19 protein-coding genes, 10 tRNA genes and 1 other RNA gene are annotated in these 21,017 nt (G+C 64.9%); 25 read left to right on the forward strand and 5 right to left on the reverse strand.

Translation table 11 applies throughout. The features are described from left to right. Positions 1-9 precede the first annotated feature (9 nt). From MRBLST15_RS19255 to MRBLST15_RS19330, 16 genes are all read left to right on the forward strand, one after another. Positions 10-86: transfer RNA gene (locus tag MRBLST15_RS19255), tRNA-Arg, on the forward strand. A 176-nt stretch (positions 87-262) separates the two neighbouring features. Then, a tRNA-His gene (locus MRBLST15_RS19260) sits at positions 263-339 on the forward strand. Between the two features lie 79 nt (positions 340-418). Further along, positions 419-494 (forward strand) — tRNA-Lys (locus tag MRBLST15_RS19265). A 149-nt stretch (positions 495-643) separates the two neighbouring features. After that, positions 644-719: transfer RNA gene (locus tag MRBLST15_RS19270), tRNA-Lys, on the forward strand. 255 nt (positions 720-974) lie between these two features. After that, complete coding sequence (locus MRBLST15_RS19275; protein WP_367787427.1) at positions 975-1,304, forward strand: hypothetical protein; 330 nt, start codon at positions 975-977, stop codon at positions 1,302-1,304. Between the two features lie 124 nt (positions 1,305-1,428). Beyond that, a tRNA-Leu gene (locus tag MRBLST15_RS19280) sits at positions 1,429-1,513 on the forward strand. A gap of 191 nt (positions 1,514-1,704) precedes the next feature. Beyond that, entirely contained in the window at positions 1,705-3,000 is a 1,296-nt protein-coding gene (tig, locus tag MRBLST15_RS19285; RefSeq protein ID WP_099819176.1) for a trigger factor, read from the forward strand. Positions 3,001-3,076: 76 nt separating this feature from the next. Next, entirely contained in the window at positions 3,077-3,703 is a 627-nt protein-coding gene (gene clpP, locus MRBLST15_RS19290) for an ATP-dependent Clp endopeptidase proteolytic subunit ClpP (RefSeq protein WP_025878142.1), read from the forward strand. 126 nt (positions 3,704-3,829) lie between these two features. After that, a complete protein-coding gene (gene clpX, locus MRBLST15_RS19295; protein WP_099819177.1) occupies positions 3,830-5,119 on the forward strand; it encodes an ATP-dependent Clp protease ATP-binding subunit ClpX in 1,290 nt (429 codons plus the stop codon). A 142-nt stretch (positions 5,120-5,261) separates the two neighbouring features. After that, a complete protein-coding gene (gene lon / locus MRBLST15_RS19300; protein WP_265952229.1) occupies positions 5,262-7,715 on the forward strand; it encodes an endopeptidase La in 2,454 nt (817 codons plus the stop codon). Positions 7,716-7,933: 218 nt separating this feature from the next. Further along, positions 7,934-8,206 (forward strand): HU family DNA-binding protein, encoded by a 273-nt coding sequence (locus MRBLST15_RS19305; protein ID WP_004146343.1) that lies wholly within the window; start codon positions 7,934-7,936, stop codon positions 8,204-8,206. An 11-nt stretch (positions 8,207-8,217) separates the two neighbouring features. Further along, positions 8,218-8,292: transfer RNA gene (locus MRBLST15_RS19310), tRNA-Val, on the forward strand. A gap of 25 nt (positions 8,293-8,317) precedes the next feature. Beyond that, positions 8,318-8,394: transfer RNA gene (locus tag MRBLST15_RS19315), tRNA-Asp, on the forward strand. A gap of 89 nt (positions 8,395-8,483) precedes the next feature. Beyond that, positions 8,484-8,560, forward strand: a tRNA-Asp gene (locus tag MRBLST15_RS19320). Positions 8,561-8,667: 107 nt separating this feature from the next. Then, positions 8,668-8,744, forward strand: a tRNA-Asp gene (locus MRBLST15_RS19325). Between the two features lie 185 nt (positions 8,745-8,929). After that, entirely contained in the window at positions 8,930-10,885 is a 1,956-nt protein-coding gene (locus MRBLST15_RS19330) for a peptidyl-prolyl cis-trans isomerase (protein WP_265952233.1), read from the forward strand. Between the two features lie 184 nt (positions 10,886-11,069). Here the strand turns inward: MRBLST15_RS19330 and MRBLST15_RS19335 are convergent, their stop codons facing one another. Beyond that, entirely contained in the window at positions 11,070-12,272 is a 1,203-nt protein-coding gene (locus MRBLST15_RS19335; protein ID WP_265952234.1) for a lytic transglycosylase domain-containing protein, read from the reverse strand. After that, positions 12,269-13,033 carry a hydroxyacylglutathione hydrolase gene (gloB, locus tag MRBLST15_RS19340; RefSeq protein WP_367787432.1) on the reverse strand — a complete coding sequence of 255 codons (765 nt, stop codon included), beginning with the start codon at positions 13,031-13,033 and terminating at the stop codon, positions 12,269-12,271. Before gloB ends, MRBLST15_RS19335 begins: the two co-directional genes overlap by 4 nt. Positions 13,034-13,044: 11 nt before the next feature. Between gloB and MRBLST15_RS19345 the strand changes: the two genes are divergently transcribed. Genes MRBLST15_RS19345 through dnaQ form a run of 3 tightly spaced genes read left to right on the forward strand, consistent with a single transcriptional unit; the run spans position 13,045 to position 14,887 of the window. Then, the gene (locus MRBLST15_RS19345; protein WP_367787434.1) at positions 13,045-13,689 is read left to right on the forward strand and encodes a hypothetical protein; all 645 of its coding nucleotides are present in this window, start codon (positions 13,045-13,047) and stop codon (positions 13,687-13,689) included. Between the two features lie 12 nt (positions 13,690-13,701). Further along, complete coding sequence (rnhA, locus tag MRBLST15_RS19350; RefSeq protein ID WP_025878155.1) at positions 13,702-14,154, forward strand: ribonuclease HI; 453 nt, start codon at positions 13,702-13,704, stop codon at positions 14,152-14,154. 4 nt (positions 14,155-14,158) lie between these two features. Continuing rightward, positions 14,159-14,887, forward strand: coding sequence for a DNA polymerase III subunit epsilon (gene dnaQ, locus MRBLST15_RS19355; RefSeq protein ID WP_367787437.1), 729 nt, complete (start codon positions 14,159-14,161; stop codon positions 14,885-14,887). A gap of 199 nt (positions 14,888-15,086) precedes the next feature. On the opposite strand, the gene MRBLST15_RS19360 is transcribed toward dnaQ, so the two are convergent. Beyond that, a complete protein-coding gene (locus tag MRBLST15_RS19360; RefSeq protein WP_099819184.1) occupies positions 15,087-15,791 on the reverse strand; it encodes a PP2C family protein-serine/threonine phosphatase in 705 nt (234 codons plus the stop codon). A 168-nt stretch (positions 15,792-15,959) separates the two neighbouring features. Here MRBLST15_RS19360 and MRBLST15_RS19365 point away from each other — a divergent pair. After that, a tRNA-Ser gene (locus MRBLST15_RS19365) sits at positions 15,960-16,050 on the forward strand. A gap of 359 nt (positions 16,051-16,409) precedes the next feature. After that, positions 16,410-16,814, forward strand: a complete 405-nt coding sequence (locus tag MRBLST15_RS19370) for a DUF6165 family protein (protein ID WP_032977378.1) — start codon at positions 16,410-16,412, stop codon at positions 16,812-16,814. Positions 16,815-16,930: 116 nt separating this feature from the next. On the opposite strand, the gene MRBLST15_RS19375 is transcribed toward MRBLST15_RS19370, so the two are convergent. Next, the gene (locus tag MRBLST15_RS19375) at positions 16,931-17,977 is read right to left on the reverse strand and encodes a glycosyltransferase family 9 protein (protein ID WP_100463383.1); all 1,047 of its coding nucleotides are present in this window, start codon (positions 17,975-17,977) and stop codon (positions 16,931-16,933) included. A gap of 20 nt (positions 17,978-17,997) precedes the next feature. Here MRBLST15_RS19375 and MRBLST15_RS19380 point away from each other — a divergent pair, with 20 nt between their 5' ends. The 3 genes from MRBLST15_RS19380 to MRBLST15_RS19390 are packed head-to-tail and all read left to right on the forward strand — an operon-like array spanning position 17,998 to position 19,900. Then, positions 17,998-18,747 carry a 3-deoxy-D-manno-octulosonic acid kinase gene (locus MRBLST15_RS19380; RefSeq protein WP_089239126.1) on the forward strand — a complete coding sequence of 250 codons (750 nt, stop codon included), beginning with the start codon at positions 17,998-18,000 and terminating at the stop codon, positions 18,745-18,747. Then, a complete protein-coding gene (locus MRBLST15_RS19385; protein WP_265952237.1) occupies positions 18,747-19,514 on the forward strand; it encodes an MBL fold metallo-hydrolase in 768 nt (255 codons plus the stop codon). The genes MRBLST15_RS19380 and MRBLST15_RS19385 overlap by 1 nt, the downstream gene beginning before the upstream one ends. After that, on the forward strand, positions 19,511-19,900 hold the full coding sequence (locus tag MRBLST15_RS19390; protein WP_265952238.1) for a DUF4440 domain-containing protein: 390 nt from the start codon (positions 19,511-19,513) through the stop codon (positions 19,898-19,900). The genes MRBLST15_RS19385 and MRBLST15_RS19390 overlap by 4 nt, the downstream gene beginning before the upstream one ends. Positions 19,901-19,978: 78 nt before the next feature. Here MRBLST15_RS19390 and ffs read toward each other — a convergent pair. Further along, an RNA gene (gene ffs / locus MRBLST15_RS19395) (signal recognition particle sRNA small type) lies at positions 19,979-20,075 on the reverse strand. Between the two features lie 299 nt (positions 20,076-20,374). Between ffs and MRBLST15_RS19400 the strand changes: the two genes are divergently transcribed. Then, positions 20,375-20,692 carry a DMT family transporter gene (locus tag MRBLST15_RS19400; RefSeq protein ID WP_265952239.1) on the forward strand — a complete coding sequence of 106 codons (318 nt, stop codon included), beginning with the start codon at positions 20,375-20,377 and terminating at the stop codon, positions 20,690-20,692. Positions 20,693-21,017: the final 325 nt, after the last annotated feature.

A 21,017-nucleotide genomic window follows, 5' to 3' on the forward strand; every position in this document is an offset into this window, starting at 1 on the left:
CCGGTTCGGGCGCCCGTAGCTCAACTGGATAGAGCACCGGCCTTCTAAGCCGGCGGTTACAGGTTCGATTCCTGTCGGGCGCGCCATTGGCTGGTGCGACACCGGAACGTAGCTGGCGGATGTGAAGAAGTGCTTGCAAAACCCTGGCGACTCCACCAGAATGTCGGACTCGCTTCGGCGGACCGGAACTTCGGTGACAGTCCCCGGCAACGTATCAAGCATCAACGTCGGCAGCATCGACGGTGAAGCGAAAGTTTCAGTGGTGGCTGTAGCTCAGTTGGTTAGAGTACCGGATTGTGATTCCGGTGGTCGGGGGTTCGAATCCCCTCAGCCACCCCACTGATTCAACCGCCTCGGCAGCGCCGAAACGGTATTGCAATAAACAGAGTGCACGCTACAATGTGCGCCTGAGTTTCAAGGGCTGTTAGCTCAGTTGGTAGAGCAGTTGACTCTTAATCAATAGGTCCAAGGTTCGAATCCTTGACAGCCCACCAAGACAGAAGCCATCGGGTCCACTCGATGGCTTTTTTCTTCAGATGTAACCCTTCGCGATGGATCGCCGGTTGCAGTGCTTGTTTCAACCAGGTTGAAGAAAGTACTTGCAACGCCCCCGCGGATCGGGTGATAATTCGCCCCCGATTTCGGGCTGTTAGCTCAGTTGGTAGAGCAGTTGACTCTTAATCAATAGGTCCAAGGTTCGAATCCTTGACAGCCCACCAGACGAAAGCCACTTGGTCCGCCAAGTGGCTTTTTTCTTGCCCGCGACAGCGTCGGTAGGTCCGTGCCCTGCGTGGATGAGGACCGCACGAAGCGCGCAACCCACGCATGGCGTGGATCTACTGAAGCGCGGCTGAAATCAGCGCCAAATGCGTCATCGACATGTTCAATGCTGTGAGCTGCTTCTCACCGGTTGCCATCGGCATCGCTCCCAATAGGTGTTCCGCGCCGAAGGCGCATGCATGAGGAGTGCTCTGATGGCCATTAACAGGATTGTGGGTCTGATGCTGTCCGGCCTGGCGGTGATCGTGCTGTCAGGTTGCAGGGCGGACGACGCCGCCACTGCCGGGGCCGCGCCGGATCACGCGCAGACGGTGGAGCGCGCGGCCGATGCCGAGCATGTCCCCGCGCAACCGGTCGACGCGGCGACGGCAATGCGTCCAGCCCGGGCGACGGGGGAGGGGGTGCCTGCGGATGCGGTTGAAATGAGGCGCTCTGAAGACGGCGCGACGCTTGAGGCCCACCAGCGCGATGCTGCGGTGGGCAGCGATGGTGCGGCGTCGGGGCAGGCGCAGCCCGCGCATTGATCCGGCGGCCCGGACCGGCACCCGCCGCCCCGGGCTGTTTTCATTCTCTTCAGGCGTATTCAGTTTTGTGGAAGCCTTCCGCTTTCCGCCCCCGCCTGCAACAATGAACGCCTGAGCCGGCCACGCGAAAGTGGCGGAATTGGTAGACGCCCTGGATTTAGGTTCCAGTGCCGCAAGGCGTGGGGGTTCGAGTCCCCCCTTTCGCACCAGGCCGGCCCGTCCCCCGCCCAGTCGGGCATTCCGCGTCAAGCCCTGCGCCCGGCCATGCTGGCGGCGCCGCCCGAATTGGGCGAAACTAAAGGGCTGCGGCAAGCAGGCGCGTCATCGACGTCGTGTCCTTACAACCGTTTCATCCATCATCGAGCCGGGGGCCAGGGCGCCACCGGTGGCAGGAGTCAACATGCAAGCTTCGATCGAAACCATCGGCAACCTGGAACGCCGCCTGAGCTTCTCGCTGCCGGAAGACCGTCTGCAGAGCCACATCAACGGCCGCCTGGGCGAAATCGCCCGCACCACCCGCATCAAGGGTTTCCGTCCGGGCAAGGTGCCGGCCAAGGTGATCGAGCAGCGCTTCGGCGCGCAGGTCCGTGGCGAGGCGCTGGACGGCCTGCTGCGCGAGACCTTCGATGCCGCCGTGCGCGAGCACGACCTGCGCATCGTCGGCAGCCCGCGCATCGACAAGGGCGACGAGGGTGAGTTCTCCTTCGTGGCCACCGTCGAAGTGGTGCCGGACTTCGGTGACATCGACGTCAGCAAGCTGACCGTCGTGCGCCACACCGCCGAGATCACCGACGCCGACATCGACCAGATGATCGAGAACCTGCAGACCCAGCGTCGCAGCTGGTCGCCGGTCACCCGTGCCGCGCAGGACGGCGACCTGGTCGCACTGGAAACCTGGTCGCAGGCCGGTGACGAGCGCCTGCCGGCGGAAGGCACCGAGAAGGGCAGCATCGTGCTCGGTCAGGGCATGATGTTCGAAACCATCGAGCAGGGCCTGGTCGGCCTGGCCAAGGACGAAGAGAAGACCTTGGACGTCGAGTTCCCGGCTGACTGGCGCGTGCCGGCGCTGGCGGGCAAGACCGTGCAGGTCACCGTCAAGGTCACCGACGTCTCCGAGCCGGTCGTGCCGGCGGTCGATGAAGCCTTCATCAAGAGCTTCGGCGTGAAGGGCGGCGACGTCGAGCAGTTCCGCAGCGACATCCGTGCCAACCTCGAGCGCGAGCTGAAGGGCGCATTGATGAATCGCCTGCGTCGTGAAGTCGGCGAGCAGCTGATCGCGGCCTACGCTTCGGTGGAAATGCCGCCGCGCCTGGTCGAGAACGAAGCCCGCGCCATGCTGGCCCAGCAGGTCGAGCAGATCCGCCGCAGTGGCCGCAACCCGGGCGAGATCCCGGCCGACGCCCACGAAGGCTTCAAGGACGCTGCTGCCAAGCGCGTGCTGGTCGGCCTGGTGGTCGGCGAAGTGGCCCGCAGCAACGACCTGCGCCTGGAGCCGAAGCGTCTGAATGAAACGATGCGTCTGATCGCTTCGACCTACGAAGAGCCGGAGCAGGTCATTGAGATGTACCGCAACGACCCCCAGCTGATGTCTGGCCTGCAGAACCGCGTGATGGAAGAGCAGGTGATCGACTGGATCGCCGAGCGCGCCCAGCACACTGAAGAAAAGCTGTCGTTCCAGGACGCGATCCGCCAGTAATCCCTGGCCGATTGCCGGATACCCCGCGCCAGCCCTGGCGCGGGGGTGTTTCCCCCCAAGATAGGTACCTCACGAAATGGACAACCGAACCAAAGCCCTGAACATGGTTCCCATGGTGGTCGAGCAGACCAGCCGCGGCGAGCGTGCCTACGACATCTATTCGCGCCTGTTGAAGGAGCGCCTGATCTTCCTGGTTGGCCCGATCGACGATCACATGGCCAACGTGGTGGTGGCGCAGCTGCTGTTCCTGGAAGCGGAAAACCCGGAAAAGGACATCAGCATCTACATCAACTCGCCGGGTGGCGTGGTCACCGCCGGCATGGCGATCTACGACACCATGCAGTACATCAAGCCGGACGTGAGCACCATCTGCGTCGGCCAGGCCGCCTCGATGGGCGCGCTGCTGCTGGCTTCCGGTGCAGCGGGCAAGCGCTATGCGCTGCCGAACTCGCGGGTGATGATCCACCAGCCGCTGGGCGGCTTCCAGGGCCAGGCCACCGACATCGACATCCACGCCCGCGAGATCCTGACCCTGCGTGCGCGCCTGAACGAAGTGCTGGCCAAGCACACCGGCCAGTCGCTGGAGACCATCGCGCGCGATACCGAGCGCGACAACTTCAAGAGCGCGGTCGACGCGGTCGCCTACGGCCTGGTCGACCAGGTCCTGGAGCGTCGTCCGGAAGAGTCGATCCAGGCCGGCTGACCGGCATCCACGGGGCCATGGCAGGCCCCGTTCCTGCAGGGTCGGGTGGACTGATGTCCCTCCGGCCCTGTGTTATTCTCGAATCGAACCCCCGTTCAGCGGGTGGCGTAACTGGGTAAGCGAAGCATGAGCGAAGACCGCCAAGGTCGTTCCACGGACACCGGCAAGATCCTCTACTGCTCTTTCTGCGGCAAGAGCCAGCATGAAGTGCGCAAGCTGATTGCCGGTCCGAGCGTGTTCATCTGCGATGAGTGCGTGGAGCTGTGCAACGACATCATCCGTGAGGAGCTTGAGGAAAAGGCGCAGTCGGCACGCAGTTCGCTGCCCAAGCCGCGCGAGATCCTCGAGGTGCTCGACCAGTACGTGATCGGCCAGAACCGCGCGAAGCGGACGTTGGCCGTGGCCGTGTACAACCACTACAAGCGCATCGAGAGCCGCCAGAAGAACGACGAAGTCGAGCTGGCGAAGTCGAACATCCTGCTGGTCGGTCCGACCGGTTCGGGCAAGACCCTGCTGGCCGAGACCCTGGCCCGCCTGCTCAACGTGCCGTTCACCATGGCCGACGCCACCACGCTGACCGAAGCCGGTTACGTGGGCGAGGACGTGGAGAACATCATCCAGAAGCTGCTGCAGAAGTGCGACTACGACGTCGAGAAGGCACAGCAGGGCATCGTCTACATCGATGAAATCGACAAGATCTCGCGCAAGAGCGAGAACCCGTCGATCACCCGCGATGTGTCCGGCGAAGGCGTGCAGCAGGCCCTGTTGAAGCTGATCGAAGGCACCGTGGCCAGCGTTCCGCCGCAGGGTGGGCGCAAGCATCCGCAGCAGGAATTCCTGCAGGTGGACACCAAGAACATCCTGTTCATCTGCGGCGGCGCGTTCGCTGGCCTGGACAAGGTGATCCAGCAGCGTTCCAACGACGCCGGCGGCATCGGTTTCGGCGCCAAGGTGAAGAGCAGCGAGCGCAAGCAGGAAGTGGGCAAGGTGCTGGCCGAAGTCGAGCCGGAAGACCTGATCAAGTTCGGCCTGATTCCCGAGTTCGTGGGCCGCCTGCCGGTGGTCGCGACCCTGGAGGAGCTGGACGAGCCGGCCCTGATCCGCATCCTGACCGAGCCGAAGAACGCCATCACCAAGCAGTTCAAGAAGCTGTTCGAGATGGAGAACGTCGAGCTGGAGTTCCGTCCGGACGCGTTGTCGGCCATCGCCAAGAAGGCGCTCAAGCGCAAGACCGGCGCCCGTGGCCTGCGTACCATCGTCGAATCGGTCCTGCTGGACACCATGTACGATCTGCCGTCGCAGGAAAACGTCAGCAAGGTTGTCGTGGATGAATCGGTGATCGAGCACAAGTCCGAGCCGTACCTGATCTACCAGACCCCGCCGGCCCCTGAACAGAAGGCCGCTGGCGCCGAATGATTCTTTCAACTTGTTGAATAGAAAGAATTTTCTCGGAACGTCTTGCATCTGAAAGCCGATGGCCCCATAACGGGGCCATCGGCTTTTTTTGTCTCCGGAAGATGCCCTCCCGGAGACGGTTTTCCCCTTCCCTGGAGCCCCCATGGCCCGTTCCCCAAGTGAGACCCTCGACCTGCCGGTCCTGCCGCTGCGCGACGTAGTGGTATTCCCGCACATGGTCATCCCGCTGTTCGTCGGCCGCGACAAGTCCATGCATGCGCTGGAACAGGCAATGGAAGCAGACAAGCGGATCCTGCTGCTGGCGCAGAAGTCGGCCGAGACCGATGACCCGCAGGCCGCCGACCTCTACCAGGTCGGCACCCTGGCGCAGGTGTTGCAGCTGCTGAAGCTGCCCGACGGCACCATCAAGGTGCTGGTCGAAGGCCTGTCGCGCGTGCAGGTGACCAGCGTCAGCGAGCGCGATGGATCGCTGCACGGCCAGGCCGTCGAAATCGACGCCACCGATGCACGTGAGCCGCGCGAGATCGAGGCCATCGCCCGCTCGCTGATGTCGCTGTTCGAGCAGTACGTCAAGACCAACCGCAAGCTGCCGCCGGAGCTGCTGCAGACCCTGGCCGGCATCGATGAGCCGACGCGCCTGGCCGACACCATCGCCGCGCATATCAGCGTGCGCTTGTCGGACAAGCAGCGCCTGCTGGAAACGCTGGCCGTGGGCGAACGCCTGGAGATGCTGGTTGGTCTGGTCGACGGCGAGATCGACGTGCAGCAGATGGAAAAACGCATCCGCGGCCGCGTGAAGTCGCAGATGGAAAAGAGCCAGCGCGAGTACTACCTCAACGAACAGATGAAGGCCATCCAGAAGGAGCTGGGCGACCTTGACGACGCGCCGGGCGAACTGGAAGAGCTGGCGCGCAAGATCGCCGAAGCAGGCATGCCCAAGCCGGTGGAAACCAAGGCGCGCAACGAGCTCAACAAGCTCAAGCAGATGTCGCCGATGTCCGCCGAAGCAGCGGTCGTGCGCAACTACCTGGAGTGGCTGCTGGGCGTGCCGTGGAAGAAGCGCAGCAAGGTGCGCAAGGACCTCAAGGCCGCGCAGGATACCCTCGATGCCGATCACTACGGCCTGGAGAAGGTCAAGGAACGCATCCTTGAATACCTGGCGGTGCAGTCGCGGGTGAAGCAGATGAAGGGCCCGATCCTGTGCCTGGTCGGGCCGCCGGGCGTGGGCAAGACGTCGCTGGGCCAGTCCATCGCCAAGGCCACCAACCGCAAGTTCGTGCGCATGTCGCTGGGCGGCGTGCGCGACGAAGCCGAGATCCGTGGCCACCGTCGTACCTATGTCGGTTCGATGCCGGGCCGCATCGTGCAGAACCTCAACAAGGTCGGCAGCAAGAACCCGCTGTTCGTGCTGGACGAGATCGACAAGATGTCGATGGACTTCCGCGGCGATCCGTCCTCGGCGCTGCTGGAAGTGCTCGACCCCGAGCAGAACAACGCATTCAACGACCACTACCTGGAAGTGGACCTGGACCTGTCCGAAGTGATGTTCGTGGCGACCTCCAACTCGCTCAACATCCCCGGCCCGCTGCTGGACCGCATGGAAGTGATCCGCATCCCCGGTTACACCGAGGATGAGAAGCTCAACATCGCCACCCGTTATCTGGCTCCCAAGCAGATCAAGGCCAACGGCCTGAAGCCGGAAGAGCTGGAGATCGGCAGCGATGCGATCCAGGACATCGTGCGCTACTACACGCGCGAATCCGGCGTGCGCAACCTGGAGCGCGAGATCGCCAAGATCTGCCGCAAGGTGGTGAAGGAGATCGCGCTGGGTGGACCGCAGCCGGTGGCGAAGGCAAAGAAGGGTGCGCGCAAGTCCAAGGCGCTGGTGAGCGTGTCGAGCAAGAACCTGGACAAGTACCTGGGCGTGCGTCGCTTCGACTTCGGCCGTGCCGAAGAAGAGAACGAGATCGGCCTGGTCACGGGCCTGGCCTGGACCGAAGTTGGTGGCGATCTGCTGCAGATCGAATCGACGCTGGTGCCGGGCAAGGGCCAGCTGATCCTGACCGGCCAGCTCGGCAACGTGATGAAGGAATCGGCGTCGGCGGCGTTGTCGGTAGTGCGTTCGCGTGCGGTCGGCTTCGGTATCGATCCGGAGTTCCTGCAGAAGCACGACGTGCATCTGCATGTACCCGATGGTGCGACGCCGAAGGATGGCCCCAGTGCCGGTGCGGCGATGGTGACATCGCTGGTGTCGATGCTGACCAAGGTGGCCGTGCGCGCCGATGTGGCGATGACCGGCGAAATCACCCTGCGTGGTCGCGTCACCGCGATCGGCGGCCTGAAGGAGAAGTTGCTGGCGGCACTGCGCGGCGGAATCCGCACGGTGATCATCCCCGATGAGAACCGCAAGGATCTTGCCGACATTCCCGCCAACGTCACCCGCGATCTGGAGATCGTGCCGGTGAAGTACATCGAGGAAGTGCTTGATCTGGCGCTGGAACGTCCGCTGGCGCCGAAGAAGACGCGCAAGAGTGCGCAACGCGTCACGGTGCGCAGCAAGGCCAAACCGAGTGGAAACGCCCGCGTCAAGCATTGATGCGTCCTGTCGAAATGCTTGAAACCCGCGTCGTTGCTGGCTTTCCAGCTTGCGTGGGGGTAGGGCCGCTGGTATAAAAGCAGCACTCGCGAATGAGTGATCGCAGTCAGCGCTCACTGAATTCGGCGAACCGTTTCCACATGGCAACCGCATGCAGACGTCGTGCGGTTGCTTCCCTGTCGAATACGCGGAACCCACCGCCAAAGGAGTTGTAAAGAATGAACAAGACCGAATTGATCGATGCCGTTGCTGAAGCTGCCGACCTGACCAAGGCCGAGTCCAGCCGCGCTGTCGATGCCGTCGTTGCTGCCGTCACCAAGGCGCTGAAGGACGGCGATGCGGTCACCCTGGTTGGCTTCGGTACCTTCCAGGTCCGCGACCGTGCTGCCCGTACCGGCCGCAACCCGAAGACCGGCGACACCATCAAGATCGCTGCTTCGAAGAATCCGTCGTTCAAGGCTGGTAAGGCCCTGAAGGATGCTGTAAACTAAGCGGCTCGCTGGGGTGCTTAGCTCAGCGGTAGAGCGTCTCCTTTACACGGAGAGGGTCGGGGGTTCGAAACCCTCAGCACCCACCACAGCACCGCGGTAAGTTTGAAATGTGGAGCGGTAGTTCAGCTGGTTAGAATGCTGGCCTGTCACGCCGGAGGTCGCGGGTTCGAGTCCCGTCCGCTCCGCCATTTTCAACGAGGCCCCCGGCCGAAAAGCTGGGGGCCTTGTTTTCTCTCCAACCATCCGGTTGTAGAGAAAACAAAGAGGTCTGCAATACGGAGCGGTAGTTCAGCTGGTTAGAATGCTGGCCTGTCACGCCGGAGGTCGCGGGTTCGAGTCCCGTCCGCTCCGCCATTGCAAAACTCTTAAATCCTCGTGAAAAAACTTTGAAAAAAGTGTTCAGCGGGGTAGGTTTTCAGGAAGTCTTCGGATATACTGAGCGCCTGCAAAGTTTCAAGCGCGGAGCGGTAGTTCAGCTGGTTAGAATGCTGGCCTGTCACGCCGGAGGTCGCGGGTTCGAGTCCCGTCCGCTCCGCCAACTCTAAGAGCCCTCGACGCAAGTCGGGGGCTTTTTCTTTGTGTTGTTTTTCATCTTTCGATGCACGCGATCGTGTCGATCGCCGGGGCAGGGGGGCGCCAGACCCCGCCGGCACTGCTTTTGGTCCACGCCGCGAAGCGGGTTACACTGCCGGGCTCGCCAATCAAGCCTTGTGATTCCTCACCATGCTGCAGAAACTCCGCGACAAGACCTCAGGCTGGATCGTTACCGTGATCCTGGGGCTGCTGATGATTCCGTTCCTGTTCGTCATCGACAACAGCTACCTCGGTGGCGTCGGCGCACAGAACGTCGCCAAGGTTTCGGCACCGCCGACCTGGTGGCGCTCGGCACCGTCCTGGTGGCCGGTGCGCATGATGTGGCAGCACCATGAGATCAGCGCACAGGACTTCCGCACCCGTTTCGAGCAGGAGCGCATGCGCGAACGCCAGCAGCAGGGCGAGAACTTCGACCCGCGCGCGTTCGAAAGCACCGAGAACAAGCTGGCCGTGCTCGACCAGTTGATCGACGAGCAGGTCGTGCGCCTGGTCGGTGAGCAGGCCGGTGTCGTGATTGGCGACGGCGCTGTGCGCGAATACATCACCACCATTCCCGGCTTCCTGGGCGCCGATGGCAAGTTCAGCGAAAGCAACTATCGCCTGGCCCTGGCCGGTGGCAATCCGCCGCGCACGCCGACCCAGTTCCAGGAACTGGTGCGTGAGAGCCTGCAGCAGTCGGTGATCCCGTCGGGCCTGCAGAATTCCGGCTTTGTCACCCAGGCAGAGACCGAGCGTCTGTTGAAGCTGCTGGGCGAGACCCGCGATGTGGAACTGGCCGCGCTGCCGGAAGTTCCGGTTGATACCGCGCCGGTGACCGATGCGCAGATCAAGCAGTGGTACGACAGCCATGGCAAGGATTTCCGTCAGGCCGAATCGGTGTCGCTGGAATATGTCGAGCTCAATGGTGCGAACCTGCCGGCGCCGACCGCGGCCGACGAGGCGACCCTGCGCAAGCGCTATGAAGACGAAAAGGCCAAGTTCACCACGCCGGAACAGCGCCAGGCGGCGCATATCCTGATCACCGGCGACGGTGCTGAAGCCAAGGCTGCCAAGCTGGCGGTTGAAGCAAAGGCGGCAGGTGCCGACTTTGCCGCGCTGGCCAAGGCGAACTCGGAAGATCCCGGTTCCAAGGCGCAGGGCGGTGACCTGGGTTGGGTGGAACGTGGCGCGATGGTCAAGCCGTTCGAAGACGCACTGTTTGCTGCCAAGGCGGGTGAGGTGATCGGCCCGATCAAGACCGACTTCGGTTACCACATCATCAAGGTTGCTGCGGTTCGTGGCGGCGAGGGCAAGTCGTTTGAAGAAGTGCGTGACACCCTGGCAGCCGAGCAGCTGAAGGCCGACGGTGAGCGTGGCTTCAACGATCTGGCAGGCCGCCTGGTCGATGCCATCAACAAGAGCCCGAGCGACCTGGCCGCAGCCGCCAAGGACGTCGGCCTGCCGATGCAGACGCTGGGCCCGATCACGCGCACCACCGCCACCGGCATTGCCGCTGATCCGGCCGTGCTGCGTGCTGCCTTCTCCGACGTCCTGGTGCAGGACGGTACCGCCAGCGATCCGATCGCCCTGGGTGGCAGCAGCAACCACAGCGTGGTGATCCGTGTTGCCGCGCATACCCCGGAGCAGGCGATGCCGCTGGACAAGGCGCGTGAGCAGGTGATCGCCGCGATCCGTGCCGACCGTCAGCGCCAGGCCGGTGACAAGGCCGCTGATGCCCTGCTGGCCAAGCTGAAGGCGGGCGCGACCCTGCAGTCGCTGGCTGCCAGCGAGAAGCTGCAGCTGAGTCCGATGCCGGGCCTGCCGCGCAGCCAGCCGGTGCCGACCCCGGAGATCAACCGCGCGATCTTCAGCGCCCCGCTGCCTGCCGAAGGCAAGCCGAGCTACGGCAAGATCGACGTCAACGGTCATGCGCTGGTGTTTGCGGTGAACAAGGTCAACCCGGGCGACATCAAGGAAGTGACCGCCGAACAGCAGAAGCAGTTGAAGGACCAGCTGAGCCAGATCGACGGCATGGCTGCTGCCAAGGCTTACATCGATGCGATGCGCAAGCGCTTCCTGGTGCAGACCACCGAAGCGAACCTGTAAGCCCTCTGGCGAGCAGGAACGAAAAGGCCCGGCATTGCCGGGCCTTTTTTGTGCGAGAGCGCTGCTGGAGATTGAACTGTAGAGCCGAGCCTATGCTCGGCTTGTCATGAACCCCGGCAGGTCGCAGGCAAGAAAAAGCCGAGCACAGGCTCGGCTCTACACGGGGAGGCGCTTGGCCTGTCCGTCAGTCTTCGACGCGCAGTACCGCGCCTGGCTTCAGCACGCTGCTGCCGCTCAAGCCATTCAGCGACAACAATGCCTTCACCGGCATGCCGTAGCGACGGGCGATGGTCCAGGCCGATTCGCCGTTGCGCACGGTGTGGCGACGGTTGCGCGGGCGATCGGCAGCCGACGCGACCACCTTTGCCACCTGCGGGCTCGGCGCCGCGCTGGCAGTGCTGGCCAGTGCGGTGGCAACGGCCGTGCTGGCGATGTCGGCTACGTTCGCGCTGGATGCCGAAACCGGGGCCAGTACGCGGGCCGTGCCCGACGGGCGGTTGCCGGCGGCCAGGGCCGGGTTCAAGCGGGCGATCTTCGCCGGGTCCAGGGCGCGCTGTGCGGCCCACTGCTGGACGCTGGTGCCCGCCGGCAGGGTGTGGTCCTTCAGCACCGGGACGGTGCGGTCCAGCGAGGCCATCACGCCCGGCTGGTCTTCCACGTCTTCCAGCACGCAGGCCAGGGCATGCAGCTTCTCGACGTAGGCATGGGTGACCGGCGACAGCCCCGGCAGGCCGGCCGGCTTGGCGTTCTGCGCATTCATGCCGGCCTTGCGCATGGACTGCAGCACACGGTACTCACCGGCGTTGTAGGCCATGGTGGCCAGGCGCCAGTCGCCGCCGAACATGCCATGCAGGGTCTTCAGGTAGCGCACGGCGGCCTGGGTGGACTCCACTGCCGACAGCCGTCCGTCGTAGTTGTTGCTCATGGGCACGCGATGGTTGCGTGCGGTCGTGGCGATGAACTGCCACAGGCCGGTCGGGCCGCTGCCGTTGCGGGCATTGGGCCGGTAGCCGCTCTCGACGAAGGGAATCAGGGCGAATTCGGTCGGCAGGTTGGCTTTGCGCAGCTCTTCGACCACATAGCCGAACAGCACCAGCGCGTCGTCATCCTGGTTGGCCAGCCGCGAAGGGGCGTGGGCGAACTGCTTCTGCCAGCGCGGGCTGGTCGCCTCGGCGTCACAGGTGGGTTCGGCCAGGCCGTCGCGGAAGCTGGAGAAGATCTCCTGGCCGTTGCGTACCGATGCGGCCGGCAGCGTCGACGGATCCAGCGGCAGGGCCGACGCGGCGGTCAGGTTCTGGCTGATGCCGGCGCCCAGCGATTGTGCGCCGGCAGTTCCGGCCAACCCCAGGACGAGACCCAGGGCCAGCGGCAGACTTCGGCGACTCATGCGCGGAAGCCGTCTTTCCAGTGCCGGAGACCGGCCATGACGTCGACGTCGTCCACGACCTCGCGCCCCAGGTGCGCCGACACGGCCGCGCGGATGGGCGCCGTGTGGGTACGCAGGAACGGATTACAGGCAATTTCATCGGCCAGGGATACTGGCAGGGTGGAACGGTCATCGCGGCGCATGGCCAAAGCCTCCTCTTGGCGCTGCAACAAGGCAGCGTTGGCGGGGTCGACATGCCGCGCGAAGACGGCATTTGACACGGTGTACTCGTGAGCGCAACACAGCAGCAGTTGCGCGGACAGGGCACCCAGCTTGCGCATCGATGCCAGCAGCTGGGACGGCGTACCTTCGAACAGGCGTCCACAGCCCAGGCTGAACAACGAATCTCCGCTGAAAAGCTGTTCAGCGGTGTGAAACGCGATGTGGCTGCGGGTGTGCCCGGGGACGGATAGTACGTGGAACATCCGGCCCAGTGCCTGAACACGTTCACCTTCGCCGACCCGCTCGGTGGCCATCGGGATGCGCTCTTCGACCGGTGCGACCACGCGCACGCCAGGGAAACGCGCCTGCAGCGCCGGTACCCCGCCAATGTGATCGTCGTGGTGATGGGTGAGCAGGATGGTGTCCACGCGCACGCCTTGGTCGGCCAGCGCCAGGACCGGCGCAGCGTCGCCGGGATCGACGACCACGGCAGCACCGTCGTCGGCGATCAGCATCCAGATGTAGTTGTCCGCAAATGCGGGCAGGGCAGTCAGTCGCATAGAATTGGACCATGCCCGCGCTGCAGAGCACCCGTCAAGCGAGCCAGGCCCCGTGGTTCGACAGCGAACCGGCGGAGGCCTTGCGCGTGCTCGAACGGCAGCTGCTGCTGCCACAGCTGTCGCTGCTGCCGGCCCGGCCCTGGTTGTGGATCGCTCCGAGTGCTGCCTGGTTGGGCGATGCGCAGCTGGGTGGGCGTGGACTGCGGCTGCATCGGGAGGGCACCGGTTACGCCGGCGATACCCGCTGCGCGCTGCCGTTGCCGCTGCCCAACGAAAGCGTCAACGCCATCGTGCTGCAGCATGTGACCGTCGGTGATGCCGACCACCTGCTGGACGAATGCGAGCGCGTGTTGATGCCCGGCGGCCATCTGTGGCTGACCAGCCTCAATCCCTTCAGCCCGTTCCGCACGCGCTGGCGCCAGCACGGGCTGGTGGTGCGCACGCCGCAGCGGATCCGCCAACTGCTTGAGCGCCATGGGCTGGAATGCGAGGACGTGCGTTACCTGGGGCCGATGTGGCAGGGTGCCGGCAGCCGTCGTCGCGGCGGCTGGGCACCCCTGCGCGCGGCCTGCCTGTTCCATGCCGAAAAACGCACGCTGGCCCTGCCTGGGCCGACCCCGTTGCCCGTGCGCTGGCACGGCACCGTTGCTACCTGATCTGGAGTTGTATTGAAAACCATCGAAATCCACACCGACGGTTCCTGCCTCGGCAATCCCGGCCCCGGCGGCTGGGCGGCGCTGCTGCGCTACAAGGGGCACGAGCGCGAACTGAGCGGTGGTGAAGCGCATACCACCAACAATCGGATGGAGCTGATGGCGGCCATTTCCGGCCTGGAGTCGCTGACCGAGCCCTGCGAGATCGTTCTCTACACCGATTCGCAGTACGTACGGCAGGGCCTGACCCAGTGGCTGCCGGGCTGGATCCGCAAGAACTGGAAGACCGCCGGCGGTGACCCGGTGAAGAACCGTGAACTGTGGGAGCGCCTGCAGGCCGCCACACTGCGGCACCAGATCGACTGGCGCTGGGTGAAAGGCCACTCCGGCGACCCGGACAATGAACGCGTGGATACCCTGGCCCGCAATGCGGCGATCCAGATCCGCGACGGCAGCCCGGTAAACTGAGCCCATGCGTCAGATCATCCTTGATACCGAAACCACCGGCCTGGAGTGGAAGAAGGGCAACCGCGTCGTCGAAATCGGCTGCGTCGAGTTGTTCAAGCGCCGCCCGACCGGCAACACCTATCACCAGTACCTGAAGCCCGACTGCGAATTCGAGCAGGGCGCGCAGGAAGTCACCGGCCTGACCCTGGAATTCCTGGCCGACAAGCCGGAGTTCGCGCAGGTCGTGGAGGAGTTCCTGGCCTTCATCGACGGCGCCGAACTGATCATCCACAACGCGGCGTTCGATCTGGGCTTCCTCGACAACGAGCTGTCCCTGCTCGGCGAGCAGTACGGCAAGATCACCGATCGCTGCACGGTGATCGATACCCTGGCGCTGGCGCGCGAGCGTTTCCCGGGTCAACGCAATTCGCTGGATGCGCTGTGCAAGCGTCTGGGCGTGGACAACTCGCACCGCGCCCTGCATGGCGGTCTGCTGGATGCGCAGATCCTCGGCGATGTGTACATCGCGCTGACCTCGGGCCAGGAGGAGATCGGTTTCGGGCTGAGCGATGACGATGCCGGTGGCGCTGCGGCGTTGCAGGCGTTCGATGCGTCCAAGCTGCTGCCGCGCCCGCGCGTGGTGGCCACGCCCTCGGAACAGGAAGCGCATGCGGCGCGCCTGGAGCGGCTGCGCAAGAAGGCCGGCCACGCGTTGTGGGATGGCCCGAAGGTGGAAGAAGCCGCGAGCGCGTAAGCGACCGCGGCAGCCACGCATGGCGTGGGTCAGTGGCAGCGCACCAGGATCACGGTGATGTTGTCCGATGACGCGCCAGCGCAATCGCGCTGCCGCCCCACAATTTGCGCTGCAAATCGTGGGCCCCGTCTCACCAGCATCCATACCCCCGCCGCTTCGCGGCCGCCCCCTGACTCAGGGGGCTTCCCTCCAGCCGGCTTCAGTGGCAGCGCACCAGGATCACGGTGATGTTGTCCGAGCCGCCGCCGTCGAGGGCGGTGGCGACCAGGCTGTCCACGCATTCCTGCGCGCTGGCATCGTCGAAGGCGAGGGTGCGGGCGATGCCGCGGTCATCCACTTCCTCGGTCAGGCCATCACTGCACAGCAGCAACTGCATGCCCGGGCGCAGCTCGCCGCTGGTGGTCGCCACGTTCAGGTGGGCCGGGTCGGTGACGCCCAGTGCCTGGGTGACCACGTTGCGGTGCGGATGGGCGCGCGCCTGCTCGGCGGTGAGGTTGCCCTGCGCGACCAGTTCCTGCACCACGCTGTGATCCTGACTGAGCTGGGCAAGCTGGCCGTCGCGCCACAGATAGGCGCGGCTGTCACCAACCCAGGCGACTTCGTAGCGGTTGCCCTGCACCCGTGCAGCGACCACGGTGGTGCCCATCGGCAGGCTGTCGTTGCGCCGGCGCGAGGCGCGGATGATCTCTTCGTCGGCCGTGCGGATCGCCTGCGCCAACGGCGCGCCACGGCGGATCTCGCGGACAATGGTCTCGCGCGCCAGAGCGCTGGCCACCTCGCCGCAGGCGTGCCCGCCCATGCCGTCGGCCACCAGCCACAGGGCCAGCTCACCGTCACCGTAATAGGTGTCCTCGTTGAGCTCGCGGCGCAGGCCGGGGTGGGTGAGATGTCCGAATTCGATCATGGCGGGTGCTGGGAGAGGGGTAATGCCGGGGAGAACGGCATCATCACGGCCAAGCGGACATCCGGCAAGCCATGCAGTCAGGAAAATTTCACTTCATCGGGCGCAATGACTTGTCGTCAGCCGCGCTTCCTCGTATGATGCGCGTCCCCGGTTCGCCGGGGCACATCTGGAGAGGTGGCAGAGCGGTTGAATGTACCTGACTCGAAATCAGGCAGGCGTTTATAGCGCCTCGGGGGTTCGAATCCCCCCCTCTCCGCCAGATAAAGAAAAAAGCCGTCCCATGGGGCGGCTTTTTTCATGGCCCGCGTTCGAGCAGTGCACGCGCATGCAGCAACGATCTGCGCCGACCCTGCGGGGGGATGAGAAGCCCCGACGGGGTTCGACGGTTCTGCAGGAGCAGAACCGGACAGCCGCAGGCTGGCCCTGGAGCGCGCAGCGCGCAAGGGCGGGGGACGCGATGCGCGCTTTGCGCGCTTCGCCCCATACGTTGCTGCGCAACGAATGGGCCCTCCCTTTGCCGGCCTCTCCCCGCGGATGCTCCAGTAGATCCACGCCATGCGTGGATGCCGTTCGCATGCGGCGGGTTACCATGTGCCATCACTTGCTGGAACGCCCCCCATGACCGCTGAAATCCTTGTGCCTGTTTCCTTTGGCGAGCTGCTGGACAAGATCTCGATCCTGCAGATCAAGTCCGAGCGCATCAGTGACGAAGGCAAGCTGGCCAACGTACGCAAGGAGCTGTCCGCGCTGGAAACCACGTGGATGGCGCACCCGGCGGCAGTGAAGGACATCGCCAAGCTGCGTGCCGAGCTGAAGGCGGTCAACGAGCAGCTGTGGGAGATCGAGGACGACATCCGCCTGAAGGACAAGGCGCAGGCCTTCGATCAGGGGTTCATCGACCTGGCGCGCAGCGTGTACCTGCGCAACGACGAGCGCGCGCGGATCAAGAAGGCGATCAACCTGGCGCTGGGCTCGGCCTATGTGGAAGAGAAGTCCTACCAGGATTACACGCAGCGCGCGTAATCCCGGGCAGCCTGGTGCAATGGATCCACGCCATGCGTGGATGAAGGCGCGGGCTGCGGGACGGTGCGGACCAGTGGCCGCACCCACAGGCGCCGCTCAGCCGCTTGGCCCGTCACTCACCCCAGGTGGTCGGCCACGTAGCGCTCGAATGCGGCAATGCCGTCCTCGACGGTGATCAGCTCCATCACGTCGTCGAATTCGATCTTGGTGCCCCACTTGAGGTCGGCGGCCTGCTTGCCCAGGTACTTGCGCGCTGCGTCGTCGTAGCGGTCTGCGCAGTAGCGGCGGTCCGAATAGGGGCCGCTGCGGTTCGGGTTGCTGGCCGCATGCAGGCCCAGCACCTTGGTGCCCATCGCATTGGCGATGTGCATCGGGCCGGAGTCCGGGGTCATCACCAGGTTGGCGCGGGCCAGCAATGCCGGCAGCTGCTTGAGCGTGTCCTTGCCGACCAGGTCCAGCGCCGGAACATCCAGCTGGGCCTGGATGGCGTCGGCCATGCTGCGCTCCAGTTCGCTGCGGCCGCCGCACAGCACGATCCGCCAGCCGCGCGTGACGGCATGGTTGGCGACCTCGGCATAGCGGTCGGCGTACCAGTTGCGGCGCACGTGGCTGGAGCAGGGCGAGATCATCAGCACCGGCCGGCCATCGTCCTGCCATTGCGCAGCGGCCCAGTCATAGGCTGCCTGCGGCACGGCCAGGTCCCAGCTGACGTCGGTCTGGCGCAGGCCCAGCGGCTCGCAGAAGCTGCCGATGGCATCGAGCACATGGATGCCCGGGCGATCAGCGATGCGCTCGTTGATGAAGAGGCCGTGCAGGTCCTTGGAGCGGCTGCGGTCGTAACCGATGCGGCGCTCGGCGGGAATGAAGGCGGACAGCACGTTGGCGCGGAACGCCACCTGCATCTGCAGCAGCGCCTCGAAACGCCCGGGCGGCAGCTGCTTGCGCAGTTCCTTCACCCCGGCCATGCCGGTTTTCTTGTCGTAGGCATGGAAGGTGACGCCCGGCAGGCCATCAAGCAGCTTCTGCCCGACCTTGTCGATGATCCAGTGGATCGGCGTGTCCGGGCGCGCGGCCTGCAGGGTGCGCACCAGCGGCACTACGTGGGTCACATCGCCAAGAGCGGACAGGCGCAGAAGACACAAGGAGGAGGACGCTGATGCCATGTGTTGTTAGACTCAAAGGAATGGTCGCATTCGACGCCAATGAAGCGCTGACGCCATGCCGCGAGGGTCGCGGCATCGGGGCCATTCTGTTCGACCGCGAGCGGCTGCGGCAAGCCGACATCGGTCTGTTCTCGCCACAGCACTGGGCCGGCAAGGCCCGGCCGGTGGGTGAGGGTGGCCGTGGCAGTGCCTGGTTCGTGGATGCGCCGTTCGGTCCCAGCGTGCTTCGGCACTACCTGCGTGGGGGGCTGGCGGCCCGGATCAGCCACGACCAGTACATCTGGCGGGGGGCGGACCGGACCCGAAGTTTTGCCGAATTCCGGCTGATGCGCGCGCTGCGCGAGAAGAAGCTGCCGGTGCCCAGGCCGATTGCCGCCTTCTACATGCGTGAGGGCCTGCGCTACCGCGCCGCGATCCTGATGGAACGGATCGAAGGGGTGCGTTCGCTGGCCGACCGCGCGCTGGTGGCCGGGCGCGGTGCGCCGTGGGAGGAAACCGGGCGGATGATCGCGCGCTTCCACCGTGCCGGGCTGGACCATGCCGATCTCAATGCGCACAACATCCTGTTCGACGGCAACGGCCATGGCTGGCTGATCGACTTCGATCGCGGGGTGATCCGCATCCCGGCCACCGCCTGGCGCGAACGCAATCTCAAGCGCCTGCTGCGCTCGCTGATCAAGCTGCGCGGCGAGCGCAGCGTGGAAGACGTGGAAAAAGACTACGCGCGCCTGCGTCGCGCCTATGACATGGCCTGGAACCGGGGCACCTGATGGACTGGTCGTTGCGTTTCCTCGGCGTCGGCAATGCGTCGGCGGTCGAGCTGGGTTCGCCGATGTCGGTGATCGAGCGTGATGGCCGGCCGTGGCTGACCATCGACTGTGGTGGTGAAGGCCTGACCGCGTTCAAGGCGCACTACGGGCATATGCCGCAGGCGCTGTTCGTCACCCATGTACACCTGGACCACGTGGCGGGTTTCGAGCGGTTGTTCGTGGACACCTTCTTCAGCGCGCAGCGACGCGGCAAGGTGCGCCTGTACGTGCCGGCCACCGTGGTGCCGCTGCTGCACAAGCGCATCGGCGATTACCCGAACGTGCTGGCCGAGGGTGGCGCCAACTTCTGGGATGCCTTCCAGCTGATCGTGGTGGGCGATGCGTTCTGGCACGAGGGCGTGCGCCTGGAGGTGTTCCCGGTGCGCCACCACTGGCCGGAGACGGCCTATGGCCTGCGCCTGCAGGGCGCGCTGACCTGGAGTGGCGATACCCGGCCGATTCCGGAAATGCTGGCGCGCTTTGCCAACGATAATGAACTGATCGCCCACGACTGCGGGTTGCACGGCAATCCTTCGCATACCGGGGTGGATGACCTGGAGCGTGAGTACAGCGCCGAGCTGCAGGCACGGATGATGCTGTACCACTACGCCAGCGAGGCCGATGGCCAGGCCTTGGCGGCGCGCGGGCACCGGGTGGCACAGCCGGGCCAGTGCGTTGTGCTGGCCACGCCGACCGCCCCGCACGTACTGGCGCAGGATCCGCCGTGAGCAGCATTGGCCACGCCGCAACGCCGGCGCTGGCTGCCGAGCTGGAGGGGCTGGAACGCGCACTGCACTCCCCGCAGGTGCGCGCCGATCATCAGCGTCTGGCGGCATTGCTGGATGAGGATTTCAGCGAGATCGGCAGCTCCGGCCAGTGCTACGGCCGTGAGGTCGCGCTGGAAGAGATCCCGCTGGAGCGTGCGCAGGTGCTGATCGAGTCGGACCAGTACGCCGTGTGGATGCTGGCAGAGGGTCTGGCCCAGGTGCGTTACCGCAGTCGCTACCACGTCGATGGCCAACCGCAGTGCTGGGTGCTGCGCAGCTCGCTGTGGCGTCTGCACGCAACGGGCTGGCGGGTGGCGTTCCATCAGGGCACGCCCGAGGCGCGGTAGCGCCCGGCCATGCCCGGCGAAGGACGCCAGCCAAGGTTGGCATCCATCAGGGGCGGGGTATCGCCTGAAAAGGCGGTGGCCCCGCCGGCTGACCTCGGCGCCCGCGTCGATCGATACCGTTGCTGCCTTCCGGCCCTGGCGGAGTTTTCGACCTAGCGTCGCGAGGGGCCGACGGGGCCACCATAGAGACGATGGCCGCCCGGAGGCGGCCGATTCACGGATCAGGGGAAGCAGCGCATCGTGCGCCGGAGACCACAGCCGGACTGCGCATCAGCTGGCCGATGGCAGACGCGCATTCTAGCGCAGGCATGGGTGCTGACGCCAGCTTCACGCGCTGAATCCGATGTAACCCGTTGGCTGCGGCATCGGCCCCGGGCTGCTGCCGTTGCTAGAATCCGGCCGCAGGAGGAACGACCTCCCCCACATCGGGATTCAATGACCAGGACGGCCTGGCCCTACCATCGGAGGGCTGTCATGGCCTGGATCTATCTGTTGTTTGCCGGCCTGCTGGAAATCGTCTGGGCCGTGTCGATGAAGCAGTCTGAAGGCTTCACCAAACCCACCCCCACCGTCATCACCATCGTCGGCATGATCGCCAGCTTCTGGCTGCTGGCCGTCGCCATGCGCAGCCTGCCGCTGGGCACCGCTTATACGATCTGGACCGGCATCGGCGCGGTCGGCGCCTTCGTGGTCGGCATCGTATTCCTTGGCGAGCAGGTCAGCCCGATGCGGATTGGCGCAGCGGTACTCATCGTGGCCGGCCTGGTGCTGATGAAACTCTCCAGCAGCTGAGGTTGATTGCGGGTGCGGCGGGAATATGGATATTCCCGTCTTGCCAAAACAAGAGAATATGCATTTTCGGCAAAGTCGTGATGGCTGCCGTGATTATTTGACGGCCATCATGGAAATAACGTGCCGGATTCACGTGGTGCTGGCGGTGACGGCCGCACAGTGCGCCCATTCGTCAAGCGAAACCGGGGAGTTTTCGCGATGACGGACGTGCAGGGGCACGCAGTCCCTGCAGCGCTCTGACGTGAAAGTGTGATTGCTTTCCAGGGTTGATACCGCAGGTCTTGTTCCCGGTGTGGAGCAGGGCGGGACGACATCACCTCAAAAA

The sequence above is a fragment of the Stenotrophomonas sp. LST15-1-1.1 genome (assembly GCF_040815575.1).
GTDB lineage: Bacteria > Pseudomonadota > Gammaproteobacteria > Xanthomonadales > Xanthomonadaceae > Stenotrophomonas > Stenotrophomonas lactitubi_B.